Below are 20,364 nucleotides of genomic sequence, written 5' to 3'. Positions count from 1 at the left end.
TCTCCGAACAGGACACTCATGGACCCGAGTCATGCCCGACCACGCCGTACACTCCTCCGGGGAGCAACGGTCGTCAGCGTCGATCCGGCCATCGGAAACGTCGACCGAGCCGACATTCTGATCTGCGACGATCTGATCGCAGGAATCGACGCGCGGATCGACGTCGAACCGGACGTCGAGGTCGTCGACGTCGACGGCATGATCGCGCTTCCCGGCTTCGTCGACACTCACCGCCACACCTGGCAGAGCGTCATGCGGCACGGATACGCCGAACTCGATCCTCTCCAGTACTTCGACGAAATGCTCAGGGGAATCGGGGCGGGGTACGAGCCCGAGGACGTCAGGATCGGAAACCTCCTCGGCGCGGTGTCGGCGCTGAGTGCAGGCACGACCACCCTCTTCGATTGGTCCCACATCCAGAACTCGCCCGAGCATTCCGACGCTGCGGTCACCGGTCTGCGCGAGGCGGGTATCCGTGCCGTCTTCGGCCACGGATGGCCACTGCAGGGCAACGGCCGGTGGACCGAGAACAGCATGCTCACCCACCCGGCCGACATCGAACGGCTGCAGAAGGAGCACTTCTCCGATCCCGGCGGACTCGTGACGTTGGCGATGGCGGCCAGAGGCCCCGAGATGGCGGCGCCCGGGGTATGGCAGGCCGACCTCGCCCTCGCGCGCGACCTGGGTATCCGCACGTCGGTGCATGCCGGTGCGTACGCGCACAACGAACCGGTACACGCCGTGGCGCAGTACGACAAGGCGGGCCTTCTCGCCGACGACCTGACGTTCGTGCACTGTTGCCGCACCTCCGACGCCGAACTCGCGATGATCGCCGACGCCGGCGCCACCGTGTCGATCGGCGTGCACTGCGAGCTCAACTCGCAAGGCATCGGCGACATCCCCCTCGACCGCATGCTCGCCGCCGGTGTACGACCGAGCCTCAGCGGGGATACCGAAACCAAATGCAGCGGAGACATGTTCACGCAGATGCGAATGCTCTTCGGTTACCACCGTTCGTGGATGGGCGGCGGGCACAGCTCCGTCGCCGCCGATCGTGCGCAGCTGTTCCTGCAAGATGTGCTGACATTCGCCACCATCGAGGGGGCGAGAGCGATCGGACTCGACGACCGGATCGGCTCGCTCACTCCCGGCAAGCAGGCCGACATCATCCTGGTGCGTGCAACCGACCTGAACCTGGTGCCCGTACTCGATCCGGTTGCGTCCGTGGTTCTCGCCGCTCACGAGGGCAATGTCGATTCGGTGCTCATCGGCGGGCGATTCGTCAAGCGCGGCGGAGTCGTGCTCGGGTGTGATCCGTCCGCTCTCGTCGATGCGGCGGAGGCATCGCAACGACGGATCCTGGGAAGACGCGCCGGCCGCTAGCACCCGTGTGCGCGTGACCCCCGTCCGAACAGGGTGTATTCACAGCACGAATTCCCTCCATCATGAGTTGCCGCTTCCCGGATAACCCGAGAACAGGAACAGTGATGGTCATCACCACCGCAACAAAGGAGCAAGGCATTGACCATGTCACGCGGGGACGAATTCCGGCGCGGGTGGCCGACTCTGTCAGCGGCCGCCGTGGGTGTCGGCACCGGGGTATCCGGGCTCGCCATCTACTCGGCGGGTCTGTTCACCAGCGATCTCGGTAGGGAGATCGGCCTCAGCGCTGCAATGTACGGGCTGTCCATCACCTTGCTGACCTTCGGGATGGCACTCGCCGCCCCCGTCGTCGGCTACGCCGTCGACAAGTTCGGAGTCAAGGCCCCGACGATTGCCGGAGCACTGTGCCTGGCAACCGGATTCGCCGCACTGGGAACGGTCGTGCACTCGGTGCCGGCCTACATGACAGCGATGGCGTTGATCGGATTCTTCGGTGCAAGTTCCGGACCGATTGCCTTCACCCGGGCGGTGAGCAGCTGGTTCGACCGCGCCAGGGGCCTCGCGCTCGGCATCACGATGATGGGAATGGGACTCTCCGGCGCCATCATTCCGGTCGCCATCGGACGCGTCATCGAACTCGAAGGATGGCGGCTCGGCTACCTCACGTTGGCCTGCATCGCGCTTGCCGGAACCCTTCCCACCCTCTTCCTCCTGAAGGTTGCACCCCGAAGCGTACGTACGCAGAGCACGCCCGGCCGGCCGGGCGACGACGGTGACGACTTCGCCACAATCCGTCGGAACCCGCTCTACTGGCGGCTGATTCTCACATTCGGCCTGATGTCGGTCGCCTTCACCGGCCTCGTCCCTTACCTGGTCCCCATGCTTCGGCAGAACGGGATGAGCGTCGGCGGTGCGGCATCGATCGCATCGATCATGGGACTCGCGGTCATCCTGAGCCGACTGGTGATCGGACTGCTCATCGACATCCTCCGGCCGACCGCGGTCGCGGCCTCGCTCTGCCTGCTGTGCGCCACCGGCGTCGTTCTGTTCGCAGTCGGCGGAGTCGGATTCGCCCCCGTCCTGGCCTTTACGCTGGGGTGCATGCTCGGCGCCGAGCTGGACATGGTGGGCTACTTCACGTCGCGGTACTTCGGACTCGCCGCCTTCGGAAAGGCCTATGCAGGACCGTATATGGCGTTCGTCCTCGGCGGCGGTATCGCGCCGTTGTGGGTCGGTGCCGTGGTGGACCGAACAGGAAGCTACACCGCAGTCCTCTACGTCGTCGCCGCGCTGACGGTCCTGTGCGCCGTCGCCTTCCTGGCCCTGCCGTCCCCGCGGCGGGTCACCCCCGACCCTTCCGATACGAGGCCGACACCCGCCTCCGTCAACGCAGATCTCTGACCACACACAACAGACACCGCTCCAGGAGAACAACTTTCATGCGTATCGCCAACATCGACGACCGTGCCGCCCTCGTCATCGGAGACGAGGGGGCCGAGCGAGCCGTCGACCTCGCCCACGCCTCCCGCGGCCGGTTCGGCCCCGAACTGCTCGCCGCCTACCAGACTTGGGACGCCGTCACCGGATGGGCCGCCGAACAGGACCTCTCGGCCCTGGCCGATGACAGCTTCGCGATCGACCGCACCCTGCTGGGTGCACCGTCACCGGCCCCCCGGCAGGTGTTCGCCGTCGGGCTGAACTACCACGCCCACGCCGCCGAATCCGGCTTCGAATCCCCCACCCACCTGCCACCGGTGTTCACCAAGTACGCCTCGTCCTTCACCGGCCCCGACACCGACGTCGTGATTCCCGCCGGCGGCAACGTCGACTGGGAGATCGAACTCGTCGCCGTCATCGGCCGCGAAACCACCAACATCGACGAGGCCGGCGCCTGGGCGCACGTCGCCGGCCTCACCGCCGGCCAGGACATCTCCGAACGGATCACCCAGACCCGCGGTCCCGCACCACAATTCGGGCTCGGAAAATCGTTCGCCGGGTTCTCCCCGCAAGGCCCCTGGCTGGTCACCCCGGACGAGTTCACCGACCCCGACGACCTCGAACTCGGCTGCACCATCGACGGTGAACAAGTGCAGAAGGGCCGCACCCGCGACCTGATCTTCCCGATCTCGACGCTGATCGCCGCCCTCTCGCACAATGTGACCCTCTACCCCGGTGATGTCATCTTCACCGGCACCCCCGCCGGCGTCGGCGTCGGCCGCAACCCGCAACGGTTCCTGCAGCCCGGCGAGAAGCTCGACAGCTGGATCGACGGCATCGGTCAGCTGCACCAGCGTTTCGTCGCCCACCCCGACGCGAAGTAGAGGACACCGATCATGGCACTGCACGGACTGGGCAAGGTCACCGTCGGCGTCCCCAACGTCGACGACACCATCGCCTACTACACCGAATTCGGACTCGAACACCGCGGGAACGGGGTGTTCGCCACCCGCAACGGCGGCGAACAACTCCACATCGTGCACGCACTCACCCGTCGACTGGTCGAATTGACCGTCGCCGCCGACGACCCCGACGACATCGCCGCCGTCACCGCGCGGCTGACCAGGCTCGGTGTGGCACTCGACGAGGACGGCACGTCCGTCAGTGCCGTCGAACCGGTCACCGGCACGATCGTCAGGGTGGCGGTCCGGCCCCGGATCGTCATCGAGCCCGCGGTGTTGCCGACGCCGTACAACGGGCCCGGGCGCATCGACCGCTGGGGACGGGCCCCGTTCCTCACCCGCACCGAACCGGTGCGCCCCCGCAAACTCGGGCACGCGGTGATCGGGTCCACCGACCTCCAGACGACGATGAAATTCTTCACCGAGGGCCTGGGCTTCAACGTCAGCGACTACATGGGCGACAAGGCCGCGTTCCTGCGGTGCTCCGTCGAGCATCACAACGTGCTCGTGATGGCCGCACCGGTGAACTTCATGCACCACACCAGCTGGCAGGTCGACGACATCGACGAGGTCGGCCGCGGCGCGCACGCGATGCTCGAGAACAACCCCGAACGCCACATCTGGGGACTCGGCCGGCACCATGCCGGCGCGAATTTCTTCTGGTACCTCAAGGACCCGGCCGGGAACTTCTCCGAGTACTACTCCGACATGGACACCGTCGCCGAGGAAGAACTCTGGTCACCGGAAGTGCTGCACGGACTGCAAGGTCTGTACGCCTGGGGGCCACCACCGCCCCCGTCGTTCCTCGAACCCGATGACCTCGCCGCCCTGATGACCGGAGCACACTCCGGCACGGGGTGACGAGCGGGTCGAGGGATTCGGTGCCGGCTAGATCAGTTCGACGACGGTCCCCAGGTCGTGCACATGCTCGCTGTCCGACGTTCCGGGGGCCGGCGTGATGTCGCCACGTGCCGTGAGTGCCATCGACCTCGCCTCGCCCGCGGCGAAGGCGACCGGTACTGCCACGGCAACGGACAGGAGGGCAGCTCCTGCGTCGAACGCCAAGCGTGCGACACCGAAAGCACAGTTCGCCGATTCTCGGATCGTCATCGTCCGCCTTCCTTCATCCCAGTCCACGGGACGTAGCGGACCACTCCCTTTGACCTGACAATTACCCGTTCGACGTTACGAGGGGCCCGCGCTACTCGCGAGTACCAAACCGACCATATCGAATGGTTTACTCAGCGGCCGTCGAATCCGGCGACGGAAGCAGAGAAGACAGGCACGTATCCGGGTAATTCAGCCGATGCGCCCGGATCGGCCCGGGACCACCCTGTAATCGGACGTCCCGACGACGCGACACCACACCGAGCGCACTGGAGCAACGACGGCATGAACCCACACACCGGGAATCACGGATATCACCTGGTTCACACGTTCCGCCGGCCTCCGGTACGGCCGGGGCGCCACGCACTGCATGCCGCCGCATCCAGGATCGGAATCCCGTGCACCCTCGGCGCCGGCGACCACCGCGCCTTCGACAGCTCCGGTCTCGTTCAATGGGCGTACAAACAGGCCGGTGTGGCCGTTCCTCGCACCACCTACGAGCAACTCCGACACGGGACCGCCGTGGACGAGAGCGACCTGCAGCCCGGTGACGTCGTCCTCTTCTACGGGGGCGGCCACGCGGGGATCTATGCAGGAAACGACACGGTCGTCCACGCACCCGCTCCGGGACGGCCGGTCACGCGAGTGGCCATGAGCTCCATGTCATTTCACGCAGCGCGCCGATACTGACGACCGGCTACAGCCTCCAGCGACCCCGAACAGGGCGGCTGGAGGCGTCGACCACCCGCGACACCGTTGACTCAGTGAGCGGCGTTGTACGCATCCTCGATCTCGGCAGGAATACGTCCACGCGCGGACAACTCATACCCCTGCGACGTCGCCCATTCTCGAATTTCCTTTGCCTGGCTCCGTCCCTGGGACGGTGCCACTGCAGGAGTCGACCGACGCTTTCTTCCACCGACCCGAGTTGCATGCTCGATGTAGTAGTCGAGAGTCTTGTGGAATTCCCTGGCGTTCTTGACCTTCAGATCGATCTCGTAGTCGACGCCGTCGACAGAGAACGGAATGGTCTCCCCCTTACCGTTCTTGATCGGAGTTCCGTCGATGTCGTCGATGCGTTCGACAACAACTTTGCGCGCCACAGTTCCACTCCTTCATCGTCGATAACCCGGGGAACACTACGTCGAAGTATTGTTCACCTGCCAATCCCCGACGGAGTTTTCGAATTGCAGACCCGGGTCCGTCTGATTGGAGCACCCAGCTGTCGGGGTATTCGCCGGACATGACACCGAAGGACGCATCCGGACCGAAGACCACGACCACCGACAGCGGCGCCCCGGGCGCGGACAAGGACGTGATGTCCGATCCGGCCGAGGACGACAAGAGTTCGGGCGCCGACTGGAGCGGCGAAGGTGGCGCGACCCCTGAGGGGCCCGCCACCGACACCGACACCGAGGACTAGGTCACCAGGGGATCTGACCGAGGACCACACCGATCACCAGCATCGACAGCGACACCAGCGCCGCGCGCCACAGCACCTTCTTGTGATGGTCCGCCAGCGGGACACCCGCCAGGGTCACGAGCAGAAGGATGGCCGGGACGAGGGGGCTCTGCATGTGGAACGTCTGGCCGGTGATGGATGCGCGGGCCATCTCGACCGGCTCGATGCCGTACGTGGCCGCCGTCTCGGCGAGCACGGGCATGATGCCGAAGTAGAAGGCGTCGTTGCTCATGAAGAACGTGAACGGCAGGCTCAGGATGCCCGTGATGACGGCCAGGTGCGGTCCGAGCGAGGCCGGGATGATCTCGAGCAGCCACTGCGCCATGGCCTCGACCATTCCGGTGCCCTGGAACACGCCGGTGAGCACGGCCGCGGCGAACACCATCGCGACCACGGAGACGATGCTCGACGAGTGGCGGGTGATGGCTTCCTGCTGTTCCTTGACCCGCGGGAAGTTCACCGTCAGCGCGATCGATGCGGCCACCATGAACAGGACCGGAATCGGCAGCACGTCCATCACGAGCACGACGAGCAGCGCCACGGTCACGAGCGCGTTGAACCACAGCAGCTTCGGTCGCAGCGTGGGCCGCTGGGGGTCGAGACCGTCGACGAAGCCCTGGCCGTCGTCCGATCCGGCGTCGCCGGAGCCGCCACCCGTTCGGGGTGTGTCGCCGTTACCCCCGGATCCGGATCCGGTCACGGACCGTCGGAGGCCGGAGCCTGCGGAGACGAGGAGGCGCTCGTCGGTGAGTTCGAGCGTTCCGATGCGGCGGCGTTCGCTGTAGCCCAGCTGCACGGCGAACAGCAGCACGACGAGCAGTCCGACCACCAGCGACGGGATCATCGGGACGAACACGTCCGACGGTGAGATTCCGAGCGCCGCGGCGGCCCGGACCGTCGGTCCACCCCACGGGACGATGTTCATCGCGCCGTTCGCCAGGCCGGCGACCACCGTCAGAACCACGGGGCTGACCTTCAGCTTCATGTACAGCGGCAGCAGTGCGGACGTCACGATGATGAACGTCGTGGATCCGTCACCGTCCAGCGACACCACCATCGCGAGCACCGCGGTGCCGACGACGAGCCGCATGGGGTCGTTGCGGACGAGCCGGAGGATGAGTTTCACCAGCGGGTCGAACAGGCCGACGTCGATCATGATCCCGAAGAAGATGATCGCGAAGAACAACAACGCGGCCGTCGGTGCCAGCGCCTTGATCCCGTCGGTGATCATGTCGCCGATGCCGAGGCCCGCCCCGGCCGCGATCCCGAATGCGACCGGGACGGCGATCAACCCGACCACGGGAGTGGCCCGTTTGGACATGATCAAGAACATGAACACGGCCACCATCAGAAAGCCGAGTGCTACCAGCATTGCCACTCCTCGTCCGAACTCGCGTCGTGGTGTGATCGCGATAACAGCCAGTGTCGGGGGGAGGGACGCTCACAGTCACTGTTGCGTACTTAGAGAAGGTTGTGTTCTTTGTGGTGGCAACTACGGGCGCCCCCGGAGATGGTCGCGCAGAGTCTCTGTCTCATACTCCGCGCGGAACAGTCCACGCTTCTGCAGGACGGGGATCACCTCGTCGACGAAGTCGGCGAGGCCGTTCGGGTAGAGCGGCGGCATCAGGTTGAAGCCGTCGGCCCCGCCGCGGCGGAACCACACCTCGATCTCGTCGGCGATCGATTCCGGGGTTCCGATCATGGTGCAGTGGCCGCCGCCGGCCGCCAACGTGCCCAGCAGCGACCGCACGGTGGGACGGTCCTTGTCGATGATCCGCAGGATCGTGTCGTACCGGCCCTGCGGCCCGGTGAACTCCGACAGCGGCGGCAGGGCGGGAACCGGTGCGTCCAATTCCCAGGCACTGCAGTCCTGCTGGACGAACATCGACAACTGCGCCAGCGACTGTTCGACGGGCAGGAGCGCGTCGAGTTCCGCCTTCTTCCGTCGGGCCTCCTCGCCGGTCGAGCCGACATAGGTCACGAGACCGGGCATCACGACCACCGCGTCGGCGTCGCGGCCCGCCGCGCGGATGCGCCGCTTCACGTCGCCGTAGTAGCTCTGCGCGGCCGTGAGGTCGTAGGCGACGGCGTAGATGCCCTCGGCACACCGGGCGGCCAGGTCGCGGCCCTGATCGGACGCGCCGGCCTGGAACAGCACGGGACGACCCTGCGGCGAGTGCGGCACGTTCAGCGGACCGTCCACGAGGAAATGCTTTCCCCGATGCTCGACCGGCTTCACCTTGGCCGGGTCCGCGAAGATGCCCTCACGGTCGAGCACGAGCGCGTCGGGCTCCCACGAATCCCACAGGGCGAGTGCCACGTCGACGAACTCCGCGGCGCGCGAATAGCGTTCGTCGTGCGGCGGCATCGCCTCGAGTCCGTGGTTGCGCGCTTCGGCGTCGAACATGGATGTCACCACGTTCCAGCCGGCACGGCCGCCGCTGATGTGGTCGAGCGATGCCAGCATCCGGGCGGCGTGGAACGGTGTGTAGAACGTGGTGGACACAGTCGTCACCAGTCCGACCCGCTCCGTCGCCCGCGCCATCGCGGACAGCGCGGTGAGCGGTTCGAGGAACCACATGCCGCCGGACGCGGGGTCGCGCACCGAATGCCCGTCCGCGAAGAACACCGCGTCGAGGCAGCCCCGCTCCGCGGTCTGCGCCAACTCCTCGTAGTAGGCGATGTCGCAGAGGCGCTCCACCTGGGACGACGGGTGCCGCCACGCGGCGCCGTGGTGCCCGCAGCTGTAGAGGAACGCGTTGAAGTGCAGTTGCCGGGCGTCGCTCATGTCAGTCCTTGACCAGTCCACCGTCGACGACGAGGTTCTGGCCGGTCACCGCACGCGACCACGGGGACGCGAAGAACAGCACCGCGTCGGCGAACTCGTCCGGCGTGGTGACCCGCTGCAGCGGGGTGCTCGCCGCGATGAGGTCGAACACCTCGTCGGGAGTGGCGGCGCTCGCGTCGGTGGTGCGGAGCAGCCCGCCCGACACCATGTTGACGGTGATGCCGTCGGGACCGAGGTCGGCCGCGAGCGTACGGGTCAGCGACAGCGCCGCGGCCTTGGCGGCCGTGTAGTCGTGGTACGGGACGACGGGGTTCTGGAACAGGTTGGTTCCGATGTTCACGATCCGGCCGAACCCGAGCGAACGCATGCCCGGCAGCGCGGCCTGCGTCGTGTGCAGGGTCGCCTTCACGCTGCCACGCAGCTGCGAGTCGAAGGCATCCCACGTGATGACGTCCGCCTTGTCGCGTGCGTCGCCGTTGAAGGAGAAGTCGGCGAGCGCGTTGTTGATCACCGTGGTCACCGGTGAGCCGAAGTGTTCCTCCGCCGCGGAGAACAGCGCCGCCACCTGTCCGGCGTCCGTGACGTCGGCCCGGAGCGCGACCGCACGGTCCGCACCCAGGGAGGTCGCGAGTTCTTCGGCCGCCTCCCGGCTGTTCCGGTAGTTCACGATCACCCGCGCGTTCTGCGCCGCGAACGACCGCACGATGGCGGCGCCGAGGCCCCGCCCACCGCCGGTCACCAGGACGATCTGCTTGTCGAGCTGCATGCTGTCACCTTCCGTTAGGTCGGCGACGAGACATCGGATGAGCGCATACGGGCGTCTCCGCGACATCCCTTCGCCGGCATTACCCAGTTCAGGTTCGACGGGTCTGTTCTCAGCCGTCCGGCTCGTCGCCGGGCAGCACCCCGTGTCACTGGCCAACAGTGTAAGCGCAATCACCGATTCCAGTTCTTGGTTGTGCACAACCTAGTTGTGTGCAACTATTCAGTGGTGACCGACAACCTCGCCCTCGACCGCCAGGTGTGCTTCGCCCTGTACTCGGCTTCCCGGGCCATGACGGCGAGATACCGGTCGATGCTCGACTCGTTGGGAGTGACCTACCCGCAGTACCTCGTGCTGTTGGTGCTCTGGGAACAGGACGGCCGTGGAGTACGTGAGATCTGCGATGCCCTCGACCTCGACACCGGCACGCTGTCACCGCTGCTCAAGCGGCTCGAAACCCTGGGCCTGGTCGAACGCCGACGCTCCTCGGCCGACGAGCGCCGGGTCGGAATCCACCTCACCGAGAAGGGTGCGGCCCTCCGCGCCGCCGCGGAGGGCATTCCCGCCGAACTCGCCGACTCGACGGGAATGGGCATCGACGAGCTCGTCGCCCTGCGGGACACCCTGTCGCGGCTCACCGAATCACTTCACAGCGTCAACACCCCTACAGGAGAGAAGTAACCATGAAGATCGTCTACACCGCCGAAGCCCTCGCGACCGGAGAAGGCCGCAACGGCCACGCCCGCACGTCCGACGGCCGGCTCGACCTGAACCTCGCGATCCCCACCGAGATGGGTGGGTCCGGCGACGGCACCAACCCCGAGCAGCTGTTCGCCGCCGGGTACGCGGCATGCTTCCACTCCGCACTCCAGTTGGTCGGCCGTCAGGCGAAGGCGAACGTCGCCGACTCCGCCGTCGGCGCCCGCGTCGGCATCGGCCCGACGGACAGCGGTGGATTCGGTCTCGCCGTCACCCTCGAGGTGTCCCTCCCCCACCTGCCCCGCGCCGAGGCGCTCGAACTGACCGAGAAGGCACACCAGGTGTGCCCCTACTCCAACGCCACCCGCGGCAACATCGACGTCACCCTCGAGGTCACCGAAGACTGAGCAACCCTGACGGGCGTCGCGTCACCCGAACTTGAACTCGACGCCCGTCAGGTCCTCCGACAGCGCCCACAGCGCCCGCGCGGTGTGCTCGTCCCGCGACTTCTTGTTGGAGCCCACCACCTTCGGGTGGCCACGCTGCTCGAACAGGCCGTCCGGCCCGATGTAGCTGCCGCCGATCACGTCGGGGGCCGTGGCCGCGTACAGCATCGGCAGCGCCCCCATCTCCGCCGACTGCGCGAAGATCCGGTTGCCGACGGCCATCAGCTTGTCCTGCACCGACTCGGTGTGGGCCTGCAGATTGGTCGACGCGTAACCGGGGTGCGCGGCCACCGCTTTCACGGGTGACCCCGCCGCGGACAGCCTGCGCTGCAATTCGTACGTGAACAGCAGATTCGCGAGTTTCGACTGCCCGTACGCGCTCCAACGGTTGTACTTGCGGCGTTCCCAGTTGAGGTCGTCGAGGTGAATCGTTCCCGCCTGATGTGCGGCACTCGACATCGTGGCGACCCGATCGGTGATCTTGCCGAGCAGCAGGCCGGTCAACGCGAAGTGCCCGAGATGATTTGTGCCGATCTGCATTTCGAATCCGTCGGCGGTCTTGCGCTGCGGAACCGCCATCACGCCTGCGTTGTTCACGAGCACGTCGACGGAATCGACGCCGACGGCGAACTCGCGCACCGAGGCGAGGTCGGACAGATCGAGGCGGCGCACCTCGGCGTTGTCACCGATCGACCGTGCGACGACCTCCCCCTTGTGGGTGTTACGACAGGCCAGCACGACGTGCGCCCCCGCCTTTCCCAGAGCCCGCGCGGCCACCTCCCCCAGACCACTGTTGGCACCCGTGACGACGAACGTGCGGCCGCTCTGATCGACGATGTCCGAAGCTGTCCACTTGGTCATGACTTCAACCCTACGGATCTCGGGACGTGGCGTGAACCTTTCACCACGCCTGCGCTCCGACCAGCGGCAGATTGAGAAAACTCGGCCGATTCGGGGACAACGCGACGTGCTGCGGCTTCAGTTGACTGTCGGCCAGAATCGGTCCGAGCGGCAGGTACCGGGGGACGCTGCCCGCGTACACGTCGACCCGCAGCCGGTGCCCCGGCGCGAGGACGGCGTCGGTGGGCACGAAGTTGATGTCCACCGGTGTCACTTCACCCGGAACCAGCGGCTGACGCGCGTCCACCGTCAGATAATGGTGCGGTTCGGTGTAGTCGCCGTTCGCCGACTTGGTGCTCTTCGAATCGTCCACGGCCCGCATGGAAGCGGTGAGAGCGCCATTGGTGAGCGAGGTCGACGTGCCGTCCGGTGCGACGTCGTTCAGTGTCACCGCCCAGAATCCGTCCGGGGCGTCGAGCACCGTTTCGAGGTGCAGATTGACCGGACCCGACAGCTCGGTCGGCTGCGCGACGGGGGCACTGGTGAACGTCAGCCCCTCGGCCTCGGCGAACCGGGAGTCCTTGCTGCACACCGAGCCGAAGACGACGGCCGCGCCTGCGGTGCCCTGTGCGCCGTCGCGGGAACAGAGCCCGCGGAGTCCGGGTGCGACGGTGAGTCGTGCTGTGTCGCCGGGTTTCGCCGACACCAGGCTGCCGTCGTGGGCGGCGTGCCCGGCGGTGCCACTGGGGGCACCCGACAGGTACATCCGCTGGTAGTCGACACCGGCCCGCGGGAACTGATCAGTGGTGGTCCAGCCGTTGCCCTGCTGGTACAGCGTGACCGGGCCGTACTCGTCGATGCCGTTGTCGATGCCCTTCAGCCACTTGTCGAACCAGGCGCGTTCGAGCACGTCGAGTCGCGGCGGCGCACCCTGTTCACCGAAGCCGCCACCGAACGAGATGTGGTAGGCGTCGCTCATGATCAGCTGCTTCTCACCGGCAGGCAGCGGGATGTCGTTGTAGACCCGCGGCTCGCTGTTCGCGAAGATGTCGTGCCACGCGCCGTAGAGCATCGTCGGCACCTCGATGTTCGCGGCCTGCGCCTTCCGCTCCTCGTAGAACTGGCCGTCCTGCGCCACCCGCAGCGTGCCGGGGTCGAGACCGTTGATGTCCGGCGCGGTCATGGCTTCGATCAGTGCGGGGAACAGCGTCAGCGGATCCCGCAACCGATCCTGCAGCCACTGCTGGTCGAAGCGCCCCTGCGCGAGGGCCTGGACGTCGGGAACGAACTTGAGACCGTTGACCAGGGACAGCCACAGCGGCATGAATCCCACGCCGAGACCACCGCCCGTTCCGACGATGTCGCGGAGCAGATCGTTGCCCGGTTCGGTCGGGAAGATCGCCTTCAACGCCGGCGGCTGATGGCCCGCGGCCTGCAGCGAATTGATTCCCGAGTACGACACCCCCGCCATGCCGACCGTGCCGTCGGACCATCCCTGCTTGCTCATCCAGTCGATGATCTCGACGGAGTCCTGCTGCTCGAGCGGACCGAGCGCCTGCCATTCCCCCTGGGAGAGGCCGGTGCCCCGCGCATCGACCACAACCTGGGTGTACCCGTTCCGGACGAGGTCGCGGTTGATCCCGAAGACGCGCATGCCGCCACCGGTGAGCACCTTGGCCGCTTCCCCGACACCGTCGAACGGGGTTCCGGCGAGGTCGAAGGAGTTCACCAGGTCGACGACGGTGTCCTCGAGCCCCGGAACCGCGAACACGGAATCGACGACGTTGCCGACCAGCTTCGTATACGGCGTGATGTTGAGGACCGACGGCATCTTGGTGTCGATCGGGGTGCCGGAGGCGTCCGCGGGGCGATAGACGTTGGCCTTCAGCACCGTTCCGTCGCTCATGGTGATGGGGACGTCCCAGTCGATCGCGATCACCGGGTACTCGGGCGGCGCGTCGACCGCGGCGTTCCACGCGACCCCCGCCGCCCCGCCCGTCGGATCCGCCGACGCCGTCACCGTGGGCACCACCGCGAGCCCCACCCCCACTGCCAGAGCGACTGCCACCGCACCCGGTCGAAACGCCCATCGACGCACGATCACCACGAACCCCCGTGAAATCCTCCGATGACGCGCCTCAGCGACCAGTCAGGGTGGCCCGCGTCACAAACTTACCGGATAGTAACCATGAGTTCTGCCGCGGTCAACGGCGGATTTCCGCAGCCTGTCGTCTACCGTGACGGGGTGCCCGACGCCCCACTTCCCGTCCGCGACGGCCTCAACCCGACGCGGCTGAGGATGCCGGACGACGGCTCGTGGCCGACCGTGCTCGAGTACCTCGTCGCACGTTTTCCACACGACGAGACCCGTCTCCGCGAGAAGGTGGCCACCGCGGAGGTCGTCGACGAGCGCGGGCAGCCGATCACCGAGTCCACCCCGTTCGCACCCCGCAGATTCGTGTACCTGTACCGGGATCCGCCGGTCGAGAAACGGGTGCCGTTCGAGATCGAGATCCTCCACCGCGACGAGAACCTCCTCGTCGTGGACAAACCCCACTTCCTGGCCAGCACCCCACGCGGCGCGTATATCGCCGAGTCGGCGCTGGTCCGGTTGCGCAGAGACCTCGACCTCCCGGAACTGACACCCGCGCACCGCCTCGACCGATTGACCGCCGGGGTGCTGATCTTCACGGTGCGGCGTGAGGTCCGGCGCGACTACCAGTCGCTGTTCGACCAGCGCCGGGTGGTCAAGGAGTACGAGGCCGTCGCCCGTTACGACCCTGACCTCCCGCTGCCCGCCACCGTCCGCAGTCGAATCGTCAAGGAGCGGGGCGTCCTGAAGGCGTACGAGGTGGACGGTCCCGCCAACAGCGAGAGCCGCATCGAACTCCTCGAGGTCCACGGCGACGCGGCCCGGTACCGGCTGCTGCCGCACACCGGAAAGACGCACCAGTTGCGGCTGCACATGAGTTCGCTCGGCATCCCGATCCACGGCGACAACTTCTATCCCGACTTCTACGACGTTGCCGCCGACGACTATTCGACGCCGCTGCGGCTGCTGGCCCGGTCCGTCGCATTCGCCGACCCCTACTCCGGCGTCACGCGACGCTTCGCGAGCGTCCGGAGCCTCGACTGGCCGGAGTGACCTCGGCTTCTTTCCCCCAGGCCGGTCAGACGGAAGGATGGGGACATGAGTACCGCGACGTCCGTCTCCGAAGTGGAACGCAAGTACGAGGCCGGTTCGGACCAGCAGATACCCAGCCTCTCGGGATTGCCCGGTGTGGACGGTGAACCGCGGCGCGACACCGTTCAGCTGTCCGCCCTGTACTACGACACGGGCGAACTTCTGCTGCTGCGCGCCGGAATCACCCTCCGCCGCCGGGAAGGCGGCGACGACGCCGGCTGGCACCTGAAGATCCCGGCAGGCGCGGACGAGCGGACCGAGTTGCAGTTGGCGCCCGACGCCGAGCTCCCCGAGACGGAAGTGCCCCGGGAATTCGCGGAACTGCTCACTGCCGTCACCCGCGGCGCCGCCCTGAACCCGGTCGCGCTCATCAGCACCGATCGCGAACGGCAGCGGCTCGTGGACGCGGCGGGGACGACGCTCGCCGAGGTCGTCTCGGACGTCGTGATCGCCGCCGTCCCCGAGACGGGGACCGGATCCGACGAGCGGGTGTGGCGCGAGATCGAAGTGGAGCTCGCGGCCGGAGACCGAAACCTGTTCGACGCCATCGACTCCCGGCTGACGGACGCCGGGATAGCTCGGTCGGACGCGCCGTCGAAGTTGCGGCGGGCGCTCGGCGACGCGGTGACCGGCACCCCGCGCCCCGCGCGCAGGAAGAAGGGGTCCACTCCCCGGACACTGCTGCTGGAGTACCTGGCGACGCAGAAGGATTCTCTCGTGACGGCCGACCTCGGCGTGCGGCGCGACCTCGAGGAGTCCGTCCACGACCTCCGGGTCTCGGCCCGGCGCATCCGGAGTGTCCTCCAGGTGTACGGGTCCAGCCTGCGCGATCAGGAAACCGTCGACGAGTTGATCGTCGAACTCCGCTGGGTCGGTCAGGCCCTCGGCTCGGCGCGGGACACCGAGGTGCAGTGGAGCCGGCTCGTGGACCGGCTGGGTGGCGCCGAGGAAATACCCGATCGCGAGGTCGTGCGGGCGCGCCTCGACGAATACTTCTCGGGACTCGCCGCGACGGCCCGGCCCGCGGCCCTGGCTGCCCTCAACTCCCAGCGCTACCTCGACCTGCTCGCCGGGCTCGACACATTCCTCGTCGCCGTCGAGGCGTCCGGGGGCGGCGAGCCCTCGAAGAAGGCCGTGGCGAAATCCCTGCGCACCTTGTCGAAGTCCGTCCGCAAGCGCGTGCGGAAGGCGACGGCCGCGACCACCCGGGGCGAGCGCGACGAACTGACACACCGAGCGCGCAAGCGCGCCAAGCGAATGCGCTATGCGATCGAGGCGACGCGGTCGCTGGCACCGAAGGCCTCCGGCCGCGCTCAGACGAAGTTCAAGGGCTTCCAGGACGTGCTCGGCGAGTACCAGGACGCCGTCGTCGCACGGGACCACATCCTCGCGATGGTCGCGGAGGATCAGCACTCCGCCGAGTCGAGCCTGGGCCTCGGAATGCTCTTGCAGCGTGAGCTCGATCGCGGCGACACCCTGACGCCGCTGGTGAAACCCGAGTGGAAGACCGCGAGGAAGGCGGCCCGAAAAGTCTGGAAGTAGGGCACAGTCGGGGAGTACCCAACAGCGTGAGCGAAGGGAGTCAGACGTGAGCACACCCGCCAGTCATTCCGTCGTCGTCGGCCTGGACGGATCCGACGCCTCCACCGCCGCCGCCCTGTGGGGCGCCGCAGTCGCGTCGAAGTGGGGTGCCACGCTGTCGCTCGTGCACGCTCTGCCGCAGGACGGGCCGCTGTACAGCCCCGCTGCGATCATGCTGGAGTCGCAGTTCCTCAGTCAGCTGCGCGAGGACGGCGAGGCCATCATCGGGACGGCGAAGCGGCTACTGGGACCGAAGTTCCCCGGTCTCGAGATCGAGACGACCATCAGTCCCGGTCCCGCGGGCACCGCGCTGCTCGAGGCCGCCGACTGGGCGCGATTGATCGTGCTCGGATCCACGGGAACGGGAGCGATCCGTTCGGTGCTGCTCGGCTCGACGGCGCTGCACGTCGTCAACCGCGCACCCTGCCCGGTGATCGTTCTCCGGGGTGAAGTCACCACACCCGACCAGCGTCCGGTGGTGGTCGGGGTCGACGGAAGCGACCTCAGCCGCGACGCCGTGGCCCACGCATTCGAGTTCGCGTCGTTCTTCGAGGCGCCGCTGAGCGCCGTCCACACGTGGCAGGGCTCCCCCACGCTCGGCGCGGGCGGCACCGGCATGCTCGTCGACTGGGACGCCGTGAAGCAGGAAGAAGAGGCACTGCTCTCCGAGGGCCTCGCGGGCGAATCGGAACGATACCCGGACGTGTCCGTGACGAGGGTGGCCGAGCAGGGCGCCGCAGCCGACGTCATACTGCGGCATGCTGGGGACGCCCAGCTCATCGTCGTCGGCAGCCACGGCCGAGGACCGCTGCTCGGCGCGCTGATGGGCTCGACGAGCCAGAATCTGCTCCACCACGCGACGTGTCCGGTCATGATCTGCCGGAGCGAGTGACGGTCGCCCGAAGCTAGGCGATGCCCGTCCCCACCAACTGGCCGATGCCGTACGTGACGATCATCGCGAGCGCCCCGCCCAGCACGACGCGGAGCACTGCCCGGGTGCGCTGTGCTCCGCCGAGAGCCGCGCTGACGGTGCCCGTGAGGGCCAGCGCGACCAGCACGGCGAAGAACGCCACCGGAATACGCAGGTGCACAGGCGGTACGAGGATCGCCAGCAGCGGGACGAGGGCGCCGAGCGTGAAGGACAGCGCCGAGGATCCCGCAGCCTGCCAGGGGTTGGTCAGGTCGTCCGGGTCGATGCCCAGTTCCACGTCCACATGGGCGGCGAACGCATCGTGGTCGGTGAGTTCGCGCGCAACCGTCCGGGCGGTGTCACCACTCAGCCCCTTGGCCTCGTACATCGCGACGAGTTCCTCGAACTCGACGTCGGGGGTCTCGGTGAGTTCGCGGCGTTCCTTCGACAGGAGAGCGCGTTCGGTGTCGCGCTGGGTGCTCACCGAGACGTACTCGCCCAGGGCCATCGACACCGCCCCGGCCGCGAGACCCGCGAATCCGGCGGTGAAGATCGCCGATCGTTCGGTGGTGGCCGCGGCCACCCCGACCACCAGGCCTGCAGTCGACACGATGCCGTCGTTGGCGCCGAGGACCCCGGCCCGCAACCAGTTGAGGCGGCTCGCCAGACTGGGTGCGTGCGGTTCGTCTGGATGCCGCGAGGGCTCGGCCCGCTCGGCGTTCTCTGCTGACATGCGTTCAGGCTAAGACGAAAAGGCCTGGTCGGATAGCCAGGCTAGGCTGCGCTCGGCCGGGGCGAACCGTTCCCGCACACCAAAACCAAGCAGTTGCTAGGTTAGGGACGCTCGTTCCTCACACGCTTGGAGTTCCTCATGGCGACACCCGCCACCAGCACCCCCCGACGTCGCTGCGCCGCACTGGTCACGGGCGGCACCGGCGGCATCGGCTCCGCCATCGCACGACAACTCGCGACCCTCGGCCACGACGTGGCCATCACCTACCGATCCAATGCCGACGTCGCCGCGGACCTCGTCGGCGAACTGGAAAGCCGCGGCGTCGGAGCGCAGTCGTTCTCCGCCGACCTCACCGACCAGCCCCGCGTCACGAGTGTCGTGAAACAGACCATCGAACACTTCGGCGGCCTCGGCGTCCTCGTTCACGCCGCAGGACCGCACATTCCGATGATCCACCTGTCCGAGGTCGCTCCCCGGGACTACGCCGAGCACCTCGAACAGGAAGCGGTCGCCTTCTTCACCGTCGTCAAGGCCGCCCTCCCCGCGCTGCGGGAAGCGTCCGGTTCCGTCGTCGCGGTCACGACCGCGGCCACCAGCCGATATCCGGTGCGCGACGGACTGTCGCCGGGCACCAAGGGCGCGATCGAACAACTGGTCAAGGGGTTCGCCGCCGAGGAGGGCCGCTACGGCGTCCGCTTCAACTCGGTCGGCCCGGGAATGCTCACCGACGGCATGGCCGAGCGGCTGATCAACTCCGAAGAACTCGATCAGCGCGCACTCGACGCCGCCATGAGCCGGATACCGCTACGCCGGTTCGGGACCGCCGCCGACGTCGCCGAGGCGGTCTGCTTCCTCGCGAGCGACCGGGCCGGTTTCGTCACCGGACAGAAACTCGACGTCGACGGCGGATACACGGTGTGATCACCGGCCATGTGTAATGGACGCGTATGACTGACGCCGAAGACACCCGCCCGACGCCCCGCAGGCGTCGAGTCGAATGGGTGATCGGCGGCCTGCTCGTCGTCGTGCTCGCGGTGGAGATCGTCCTCATCTGGCCGGACCTCTCCGAGAGCGTCCAGAACCTCGGCGACCTCCAATGGGGATGGGTGGCCGCGGCCGTCGTGGCATCGCTGGCGTCGATGTCGAGTTTCGCCCGGGTCCAGCGCTGCCTGCTGGGCGTCGCGGATGTGCACGTCAGACAGCGGCAGTCCCTCGCGGTGACGTTCGCTTCCAATTCGATGAGCGTGACGCTGCCGGGCGGCCCGGTTCTGGCGACGACGTTCACGTACCGGCAGACGCGACTCTGGGGTGCGTCACCGGTGGTCGCGACGTGGCAACTGGTGATGGCCGGCGTCCTCCAGGCCATCGGCCTGGCGCTCGTCGGACTGGCGGGCGCACTGCTCGTGGGGGCCAAGACCAACCCGTTCTCGCTGATCTTCACGTTCGGCGGCCTGTGTGCCTTCCTCGTCGTGGCTCAGTACGCCGCGTCGCGGCCCGACGCCCTCGAAGGTGTCGGCGTCACCGCGCTGCGCGGATTCAACGCGCTTCGAAAGAAGCCTCCGCTGACCGGTGTCCGCCAGTGGAAGCACATCGTGAACCAGATGAGCGCTGTCCGGATGGATCGCCGCGACACGGCCCGCGCGTTCGGGTGGTCGCTGTTCAACTGGATCGCCGACGCCTCGTGCCTCGCCTTCGCGTGCTACGCGGTCGGCGCCCATCCCGGGTTCGCCGGACTCGCCGTCGCGTACGCGGCGGGCAACGCCGCGGGTTCGGCCATCCCACTCCTGCCCGCAGGGCTCGGTGTCATGGACGCCGTGCTCGTCCCTGCACTGACCGCCAGCGGAATGACCGGCGCCGAGGCGGTGTCCGCGATCGTCGTCTACCGCCTGGTCAGCTTCCTGCTCATGGCCGCCATCGGCTGGATCGTCTTCGCGGCACGCTTCCGGGGTGCGCAGCAGCAGGGCGACGAGGGCCCGGACCTCGAACCGCTGTGGCGTCGCGGCACGTGAATACGTCCCGCTGAGAGAGAAACCCGGGCCGAGGCGGCCGACGACGGTCCTACGGTCGAG

At 67.5% G+C, this 20,364-nt stretch carries 21 protein-coding genes and 1 riboswitch; of the genes, 13 read left to right on the top strand and 8 right to left on the bottom strand.

Annotation, left to right across the window (positions count from 1 at the left end):
* Positions 1–18 precede the first annotated feature (18 nt).
* From CJ177_RS27220 to CJ177_RS27205, 4 genes are all read left to right on the top strand, one after another.
* Positions 19–1,383, top strand: coding sequence for an amidohydrolase family protein (locus CJ177_RS27220; RefSeq protein WP_095869045.1), 1,365 nt, complete (start codon positions 19–21; stop codon positions 1,381–1,383).
* A gap of 144 nt (positions 1,384–1,527) precedes the next feature.
* Positions 1,528–2,784 carry a CynX/NimT family MFS transporter gene (locus CJ177_RS27215; RefSeq protein ID WP_095869044.1) on the top strand — a complete coding sequence of 419 codons (1,257 nt, stop codon included), beginning with the start codon at positions 1,528–1,530 and terminating at the stop codon, positions 2,782–2,784.
* Between the two features lie 38 nt (positions 2,785–2,822).
* The gene (locus CJ177_RS27210) at positions 2,823–3,704 is read left to right on the top strand and encodes a fumarylacetoacetate hydrolase family protein (protein ID WP_095869043.1); all 882 of its coding nucleotides are present in this window, start codon (positions 2,823–2,825) and stop codon (positions 3,702–3,704) included.
* Between the two features lie 12 nt (positions 3,705–3,716).
* A complete protein-coding gene (locus CJ177_RS27205) occupies positions 3,717–4,643 on the top strand; it encodes a VOC family protein (protein WP_095869042.1) in 927 nt (308 codons plus the stop codon).
* 27 nt (positions 4,644–4,670) lie between these two features.
* On the opposite strand, the gene CJ177_RS27200 is transcribed toward CJ177_RS27205, so the two are convergent.
* Positions 4,671–4,892 carry a hypothetical protein gene (locus tag CJ177_RS27200; protein WP_005244280.1) on the bottom strand — a complete coding sequence of 74 codons (222 nt, stop codon included), beginning with the start codon at positions 4,890–4,892 and terminating at the stop codon, positions 4,671–4,673.
* A 282-nt stretch (positions 4,893–5,174) separates the two neighbouring features.
* Here CJ177_RS27200 and CJ177_RS27195 point away from each other — a divergent pair, with 282 nt between their 5' ends.
* Positions 5,175–5,579, top strand: coding sequence for a C40 family peptidase (locus tag CJ177_RS27195; RefSeq protein ID WP_025431885.1), 405 nt, complete (start codon positions 5,175–5,177; stop codon positions 5,577–5,579).
* A 71-nt stretch (positions 5,580–5,650) separates the two neighbouring features.
* Here the strand turns inward: CJ177_RS27195 and CJ177_RS27190 are convergent, their stop codons facing one another.
* Complete coding sequence (locus CJ177_RS27190) at positions 5,651–5,992, bottom strand: Lsr2 family protein (RefSeq protein ID WP_005244283.1); 342 nt, start codon at positions 5,990–5,992, stop codon at positions 5,651–5,653.
* 140 nt (positions 5,993–6,132) lie between these two features.
* Between CJ177_RS27190 and CJ177_RS27185 the strand changes: the two genes are divergently transcribed.
* Positions 6,133–6,312 (top strand): hypothetical protein, encoded by a 180-nt coding sequence (locus CJ177_RS27185; RefSeq protein WP_005244285.1) that lies wholly within the window; start codon positions 6,133–6,135, stop codon positions 6,310–6,312.
* A 1-nt stretch (position 6,313) separates the two neighbouring features.
* Here CJ177_RS27185 and CJ177_RS27180 read toward each other — a convergent pair whose 3' ends face one another.
* From CJ177_RS27180 to CJ177_RS27170, 3 genes are all read right to left on the bottom strand, one after another.
* Positions 6,314–7,723 (bottom strand): CitMHS family transporter, encoded by a 1,410-nt coding sequence (locus tag CJ177_RS27180; RefSeq protein WP_061040689.1) that lies wholly within the window; start codon positions 7,721–7,723, stop codon positions 6,314–6,316.
* Positions 7,724–7,843: 120 nt separating this feature from the next.
* A complete protein-coding gene (locus CJ177_RS27175) occupies positions 7,844–9,139 on the bottom strand; it encodes an LLM class flavin-dependent oxidoreductase (protein WP_025431884.1) in 1,296 nt (431 codons plus the stop codon).
* Position 9,140: 1 nt separating this feature from the next.
* Positions 9,141–9,905, bottom strand: coding sequence for a 3-oxoacyl-ACP reductase (locus CJ177_RS27170; protein WP_005572716.1), 765 nt, complete (start codon positions 9,903–9,905; stop codon positions 9,141–9,143).
* Positions 9,906–9,953: 48 nt separating this feature from the next.
* A riboswitch (TPP riboswitch) is annotated at positions 9,954–10,058 on the bottom strand.
* A gap of 72 nt (positions 10,059–10,130) precedes the next feature.
* Here CJ177_RS27170 and CJ177_RS27165 point away from each other — a divergent pair.
* Positions 10,131–10,583, top strand: coding sequence for a MarR family winged helix-turn-helix transcriptional regulator (locus tag CJ177_RS27165; protein WP_095869238.1), 453 nt, complete (start codon positions 10,131–10,133; stop codon positions 10,581–10,583).
* Between the two features lie 2 nt (positions 10,584–10,585).
* The gene (locus CJ177_RS27160; RefSeq protein WP_005244295.1) at positions 10,586–11,008 is read left to right on the top strand and encodes an organic hydroperoxide resistance protein; all 423 of its coding nucleotides are present in this window, start codon (positions 10,586–10,588) and stop codon (positions 11,006–11,008) included.
* Positions 11,009–11,029: 21 nt separating this feature from the next.
* On the opposite strand, the gene CJ177_RS27155 is transcribed toward CJ177_RS27160, so the two are convergent.
* Both CJ177_RS27155 and CJ177_RS27150 read right to left on the bottom strand, forming a co-directional pair.
* Positions 11,030–11,908 (bottom strand): oxidoreductase, encoded by an 879-nt coding sequence (locus tag CJ177_RS27155; RefSeq protein ID WP_005244298.1) that lies wholly within the window; start codon positions 11,906–11,908, stop codon positions 11,030–11,032.
* 40 nt (positions 11,909–11,948) lie between these two features.
* Entirely contained in the window at positions 11,949–13,991 is a 2,043-nt protein-coding gene (locus CJ177_RS27150) for a CocE/NonD family hydrolase (RefSeq protein ID WP_179443302.1), read from the bottom strand.
* A gap of 84 nt (positions 13,992–14,075) precedes the next feature.
* Here CJ177_RS27150 and CJ177_RS27145 point away from each other — a divergent pair, with 84 nt between their 5' ends.
* Genes CJ177_RS27145 through CJ177_RS27135 form a run of 3 tightly spaced genes read left to right on the top strand, consistent with a single transcriptional unit; the run spans position 14,076 to position 17,544 of the window.
* Positions 14,076–15,032, top strand: coding sequence for a pseudouridine synthase (locus tag CJ177_RS27145; protein WP_095869040.1), 957 nt, complete (start codon positions 14,076–14,078; stop codon positions 15,030–15,032).
* Positions 15,033–15,077: 45 nt separating this feature from the next.
* The gene (locus CJ177_RS27140) at positions 15,078–16,613 is read left to right on the top strand and encodes a CYTH and CHAD domain-containing protein (RefSeq protein WP_095869039.1); all 1,536 of its coding nucleotides are present in this window, start codon (positions 15,078–15,080) and stop codon (positions 16,611–16,613) included.
* Positions 16,614–16,659: 46 nt separating this feature from the next.
* Positions 16,660–17,544, top strand: coding sequence for a universal stress protein (locus tag CJ177_RS27135; protein WP_005244305.1), 885 nt, complete (start codon positions 16,660–16,662; stop codon positions 17,542–17,544).
* A gap of 13 nt (positions 17,545–17,557) precedes the next feature.
* On the opposite strand, the gene CJ177_RS27130 is transcribed toward CJ177_RS27135, so the two are convergent.
* The gene (locus tag CJ177_RS27130; RefSeq protein WP_005244306.1) at positions 17,558–18,295 is read right to left on the bottom strand and encodes a VIT family protein; all 738 of its coding nucleotides are present in this window, start codon (positions 18,293–18,295) and stop codon (positions 17,558–17,560) included.
* A 138-nt stretch (positions 18,296–18,433) separates the two neighbouring features.
* Here CJ177_RS27130 and CJ177_RS27125 point away from each other — a divergent pair, with 138 nt between their 5' ends.
* The gene (locus tag CJ177_RS27125; RefSeq protein ID WP_095869038.1) at positions 18,434–19,216 is read left to right on the top strand and encodes an SDR family NAD(P)-dependent oxidoreductase; all 783 of its coding nucleotides are present in this window, start codon (positions 18,434–18,436) and stop codon (positions 19,214–19,216) included.
* 26 nt (positions 19,217–19,242) lie between these two features.
* Positions 19,243–20,304, top strand: coding sequence for a YbhN family protein (locus CJ177_RS27120; RefSeq protein ID WP_005244308.1), 1,062 nt, complete (start codon positions 19,243–19,245; stop codon positions 20,302–20,304).
* Positions 20,305–20,364: the final 60 nt, after the last annotated feature.

This window comes from Rhodococcus sp. ACPA1, assembly GCF_002300195.1.
GTDB lineage: Bacteria > Actinomycetota > Actinomycetes > Mycobacteriales > Mycobacteriaceae > Rhodococcus_F > Rhodococcus_F opacus.
Note: the sequence above shows the minus strand (reverse complement) of the source record. Positions and strands in the feature narration are given on the sequence as shown.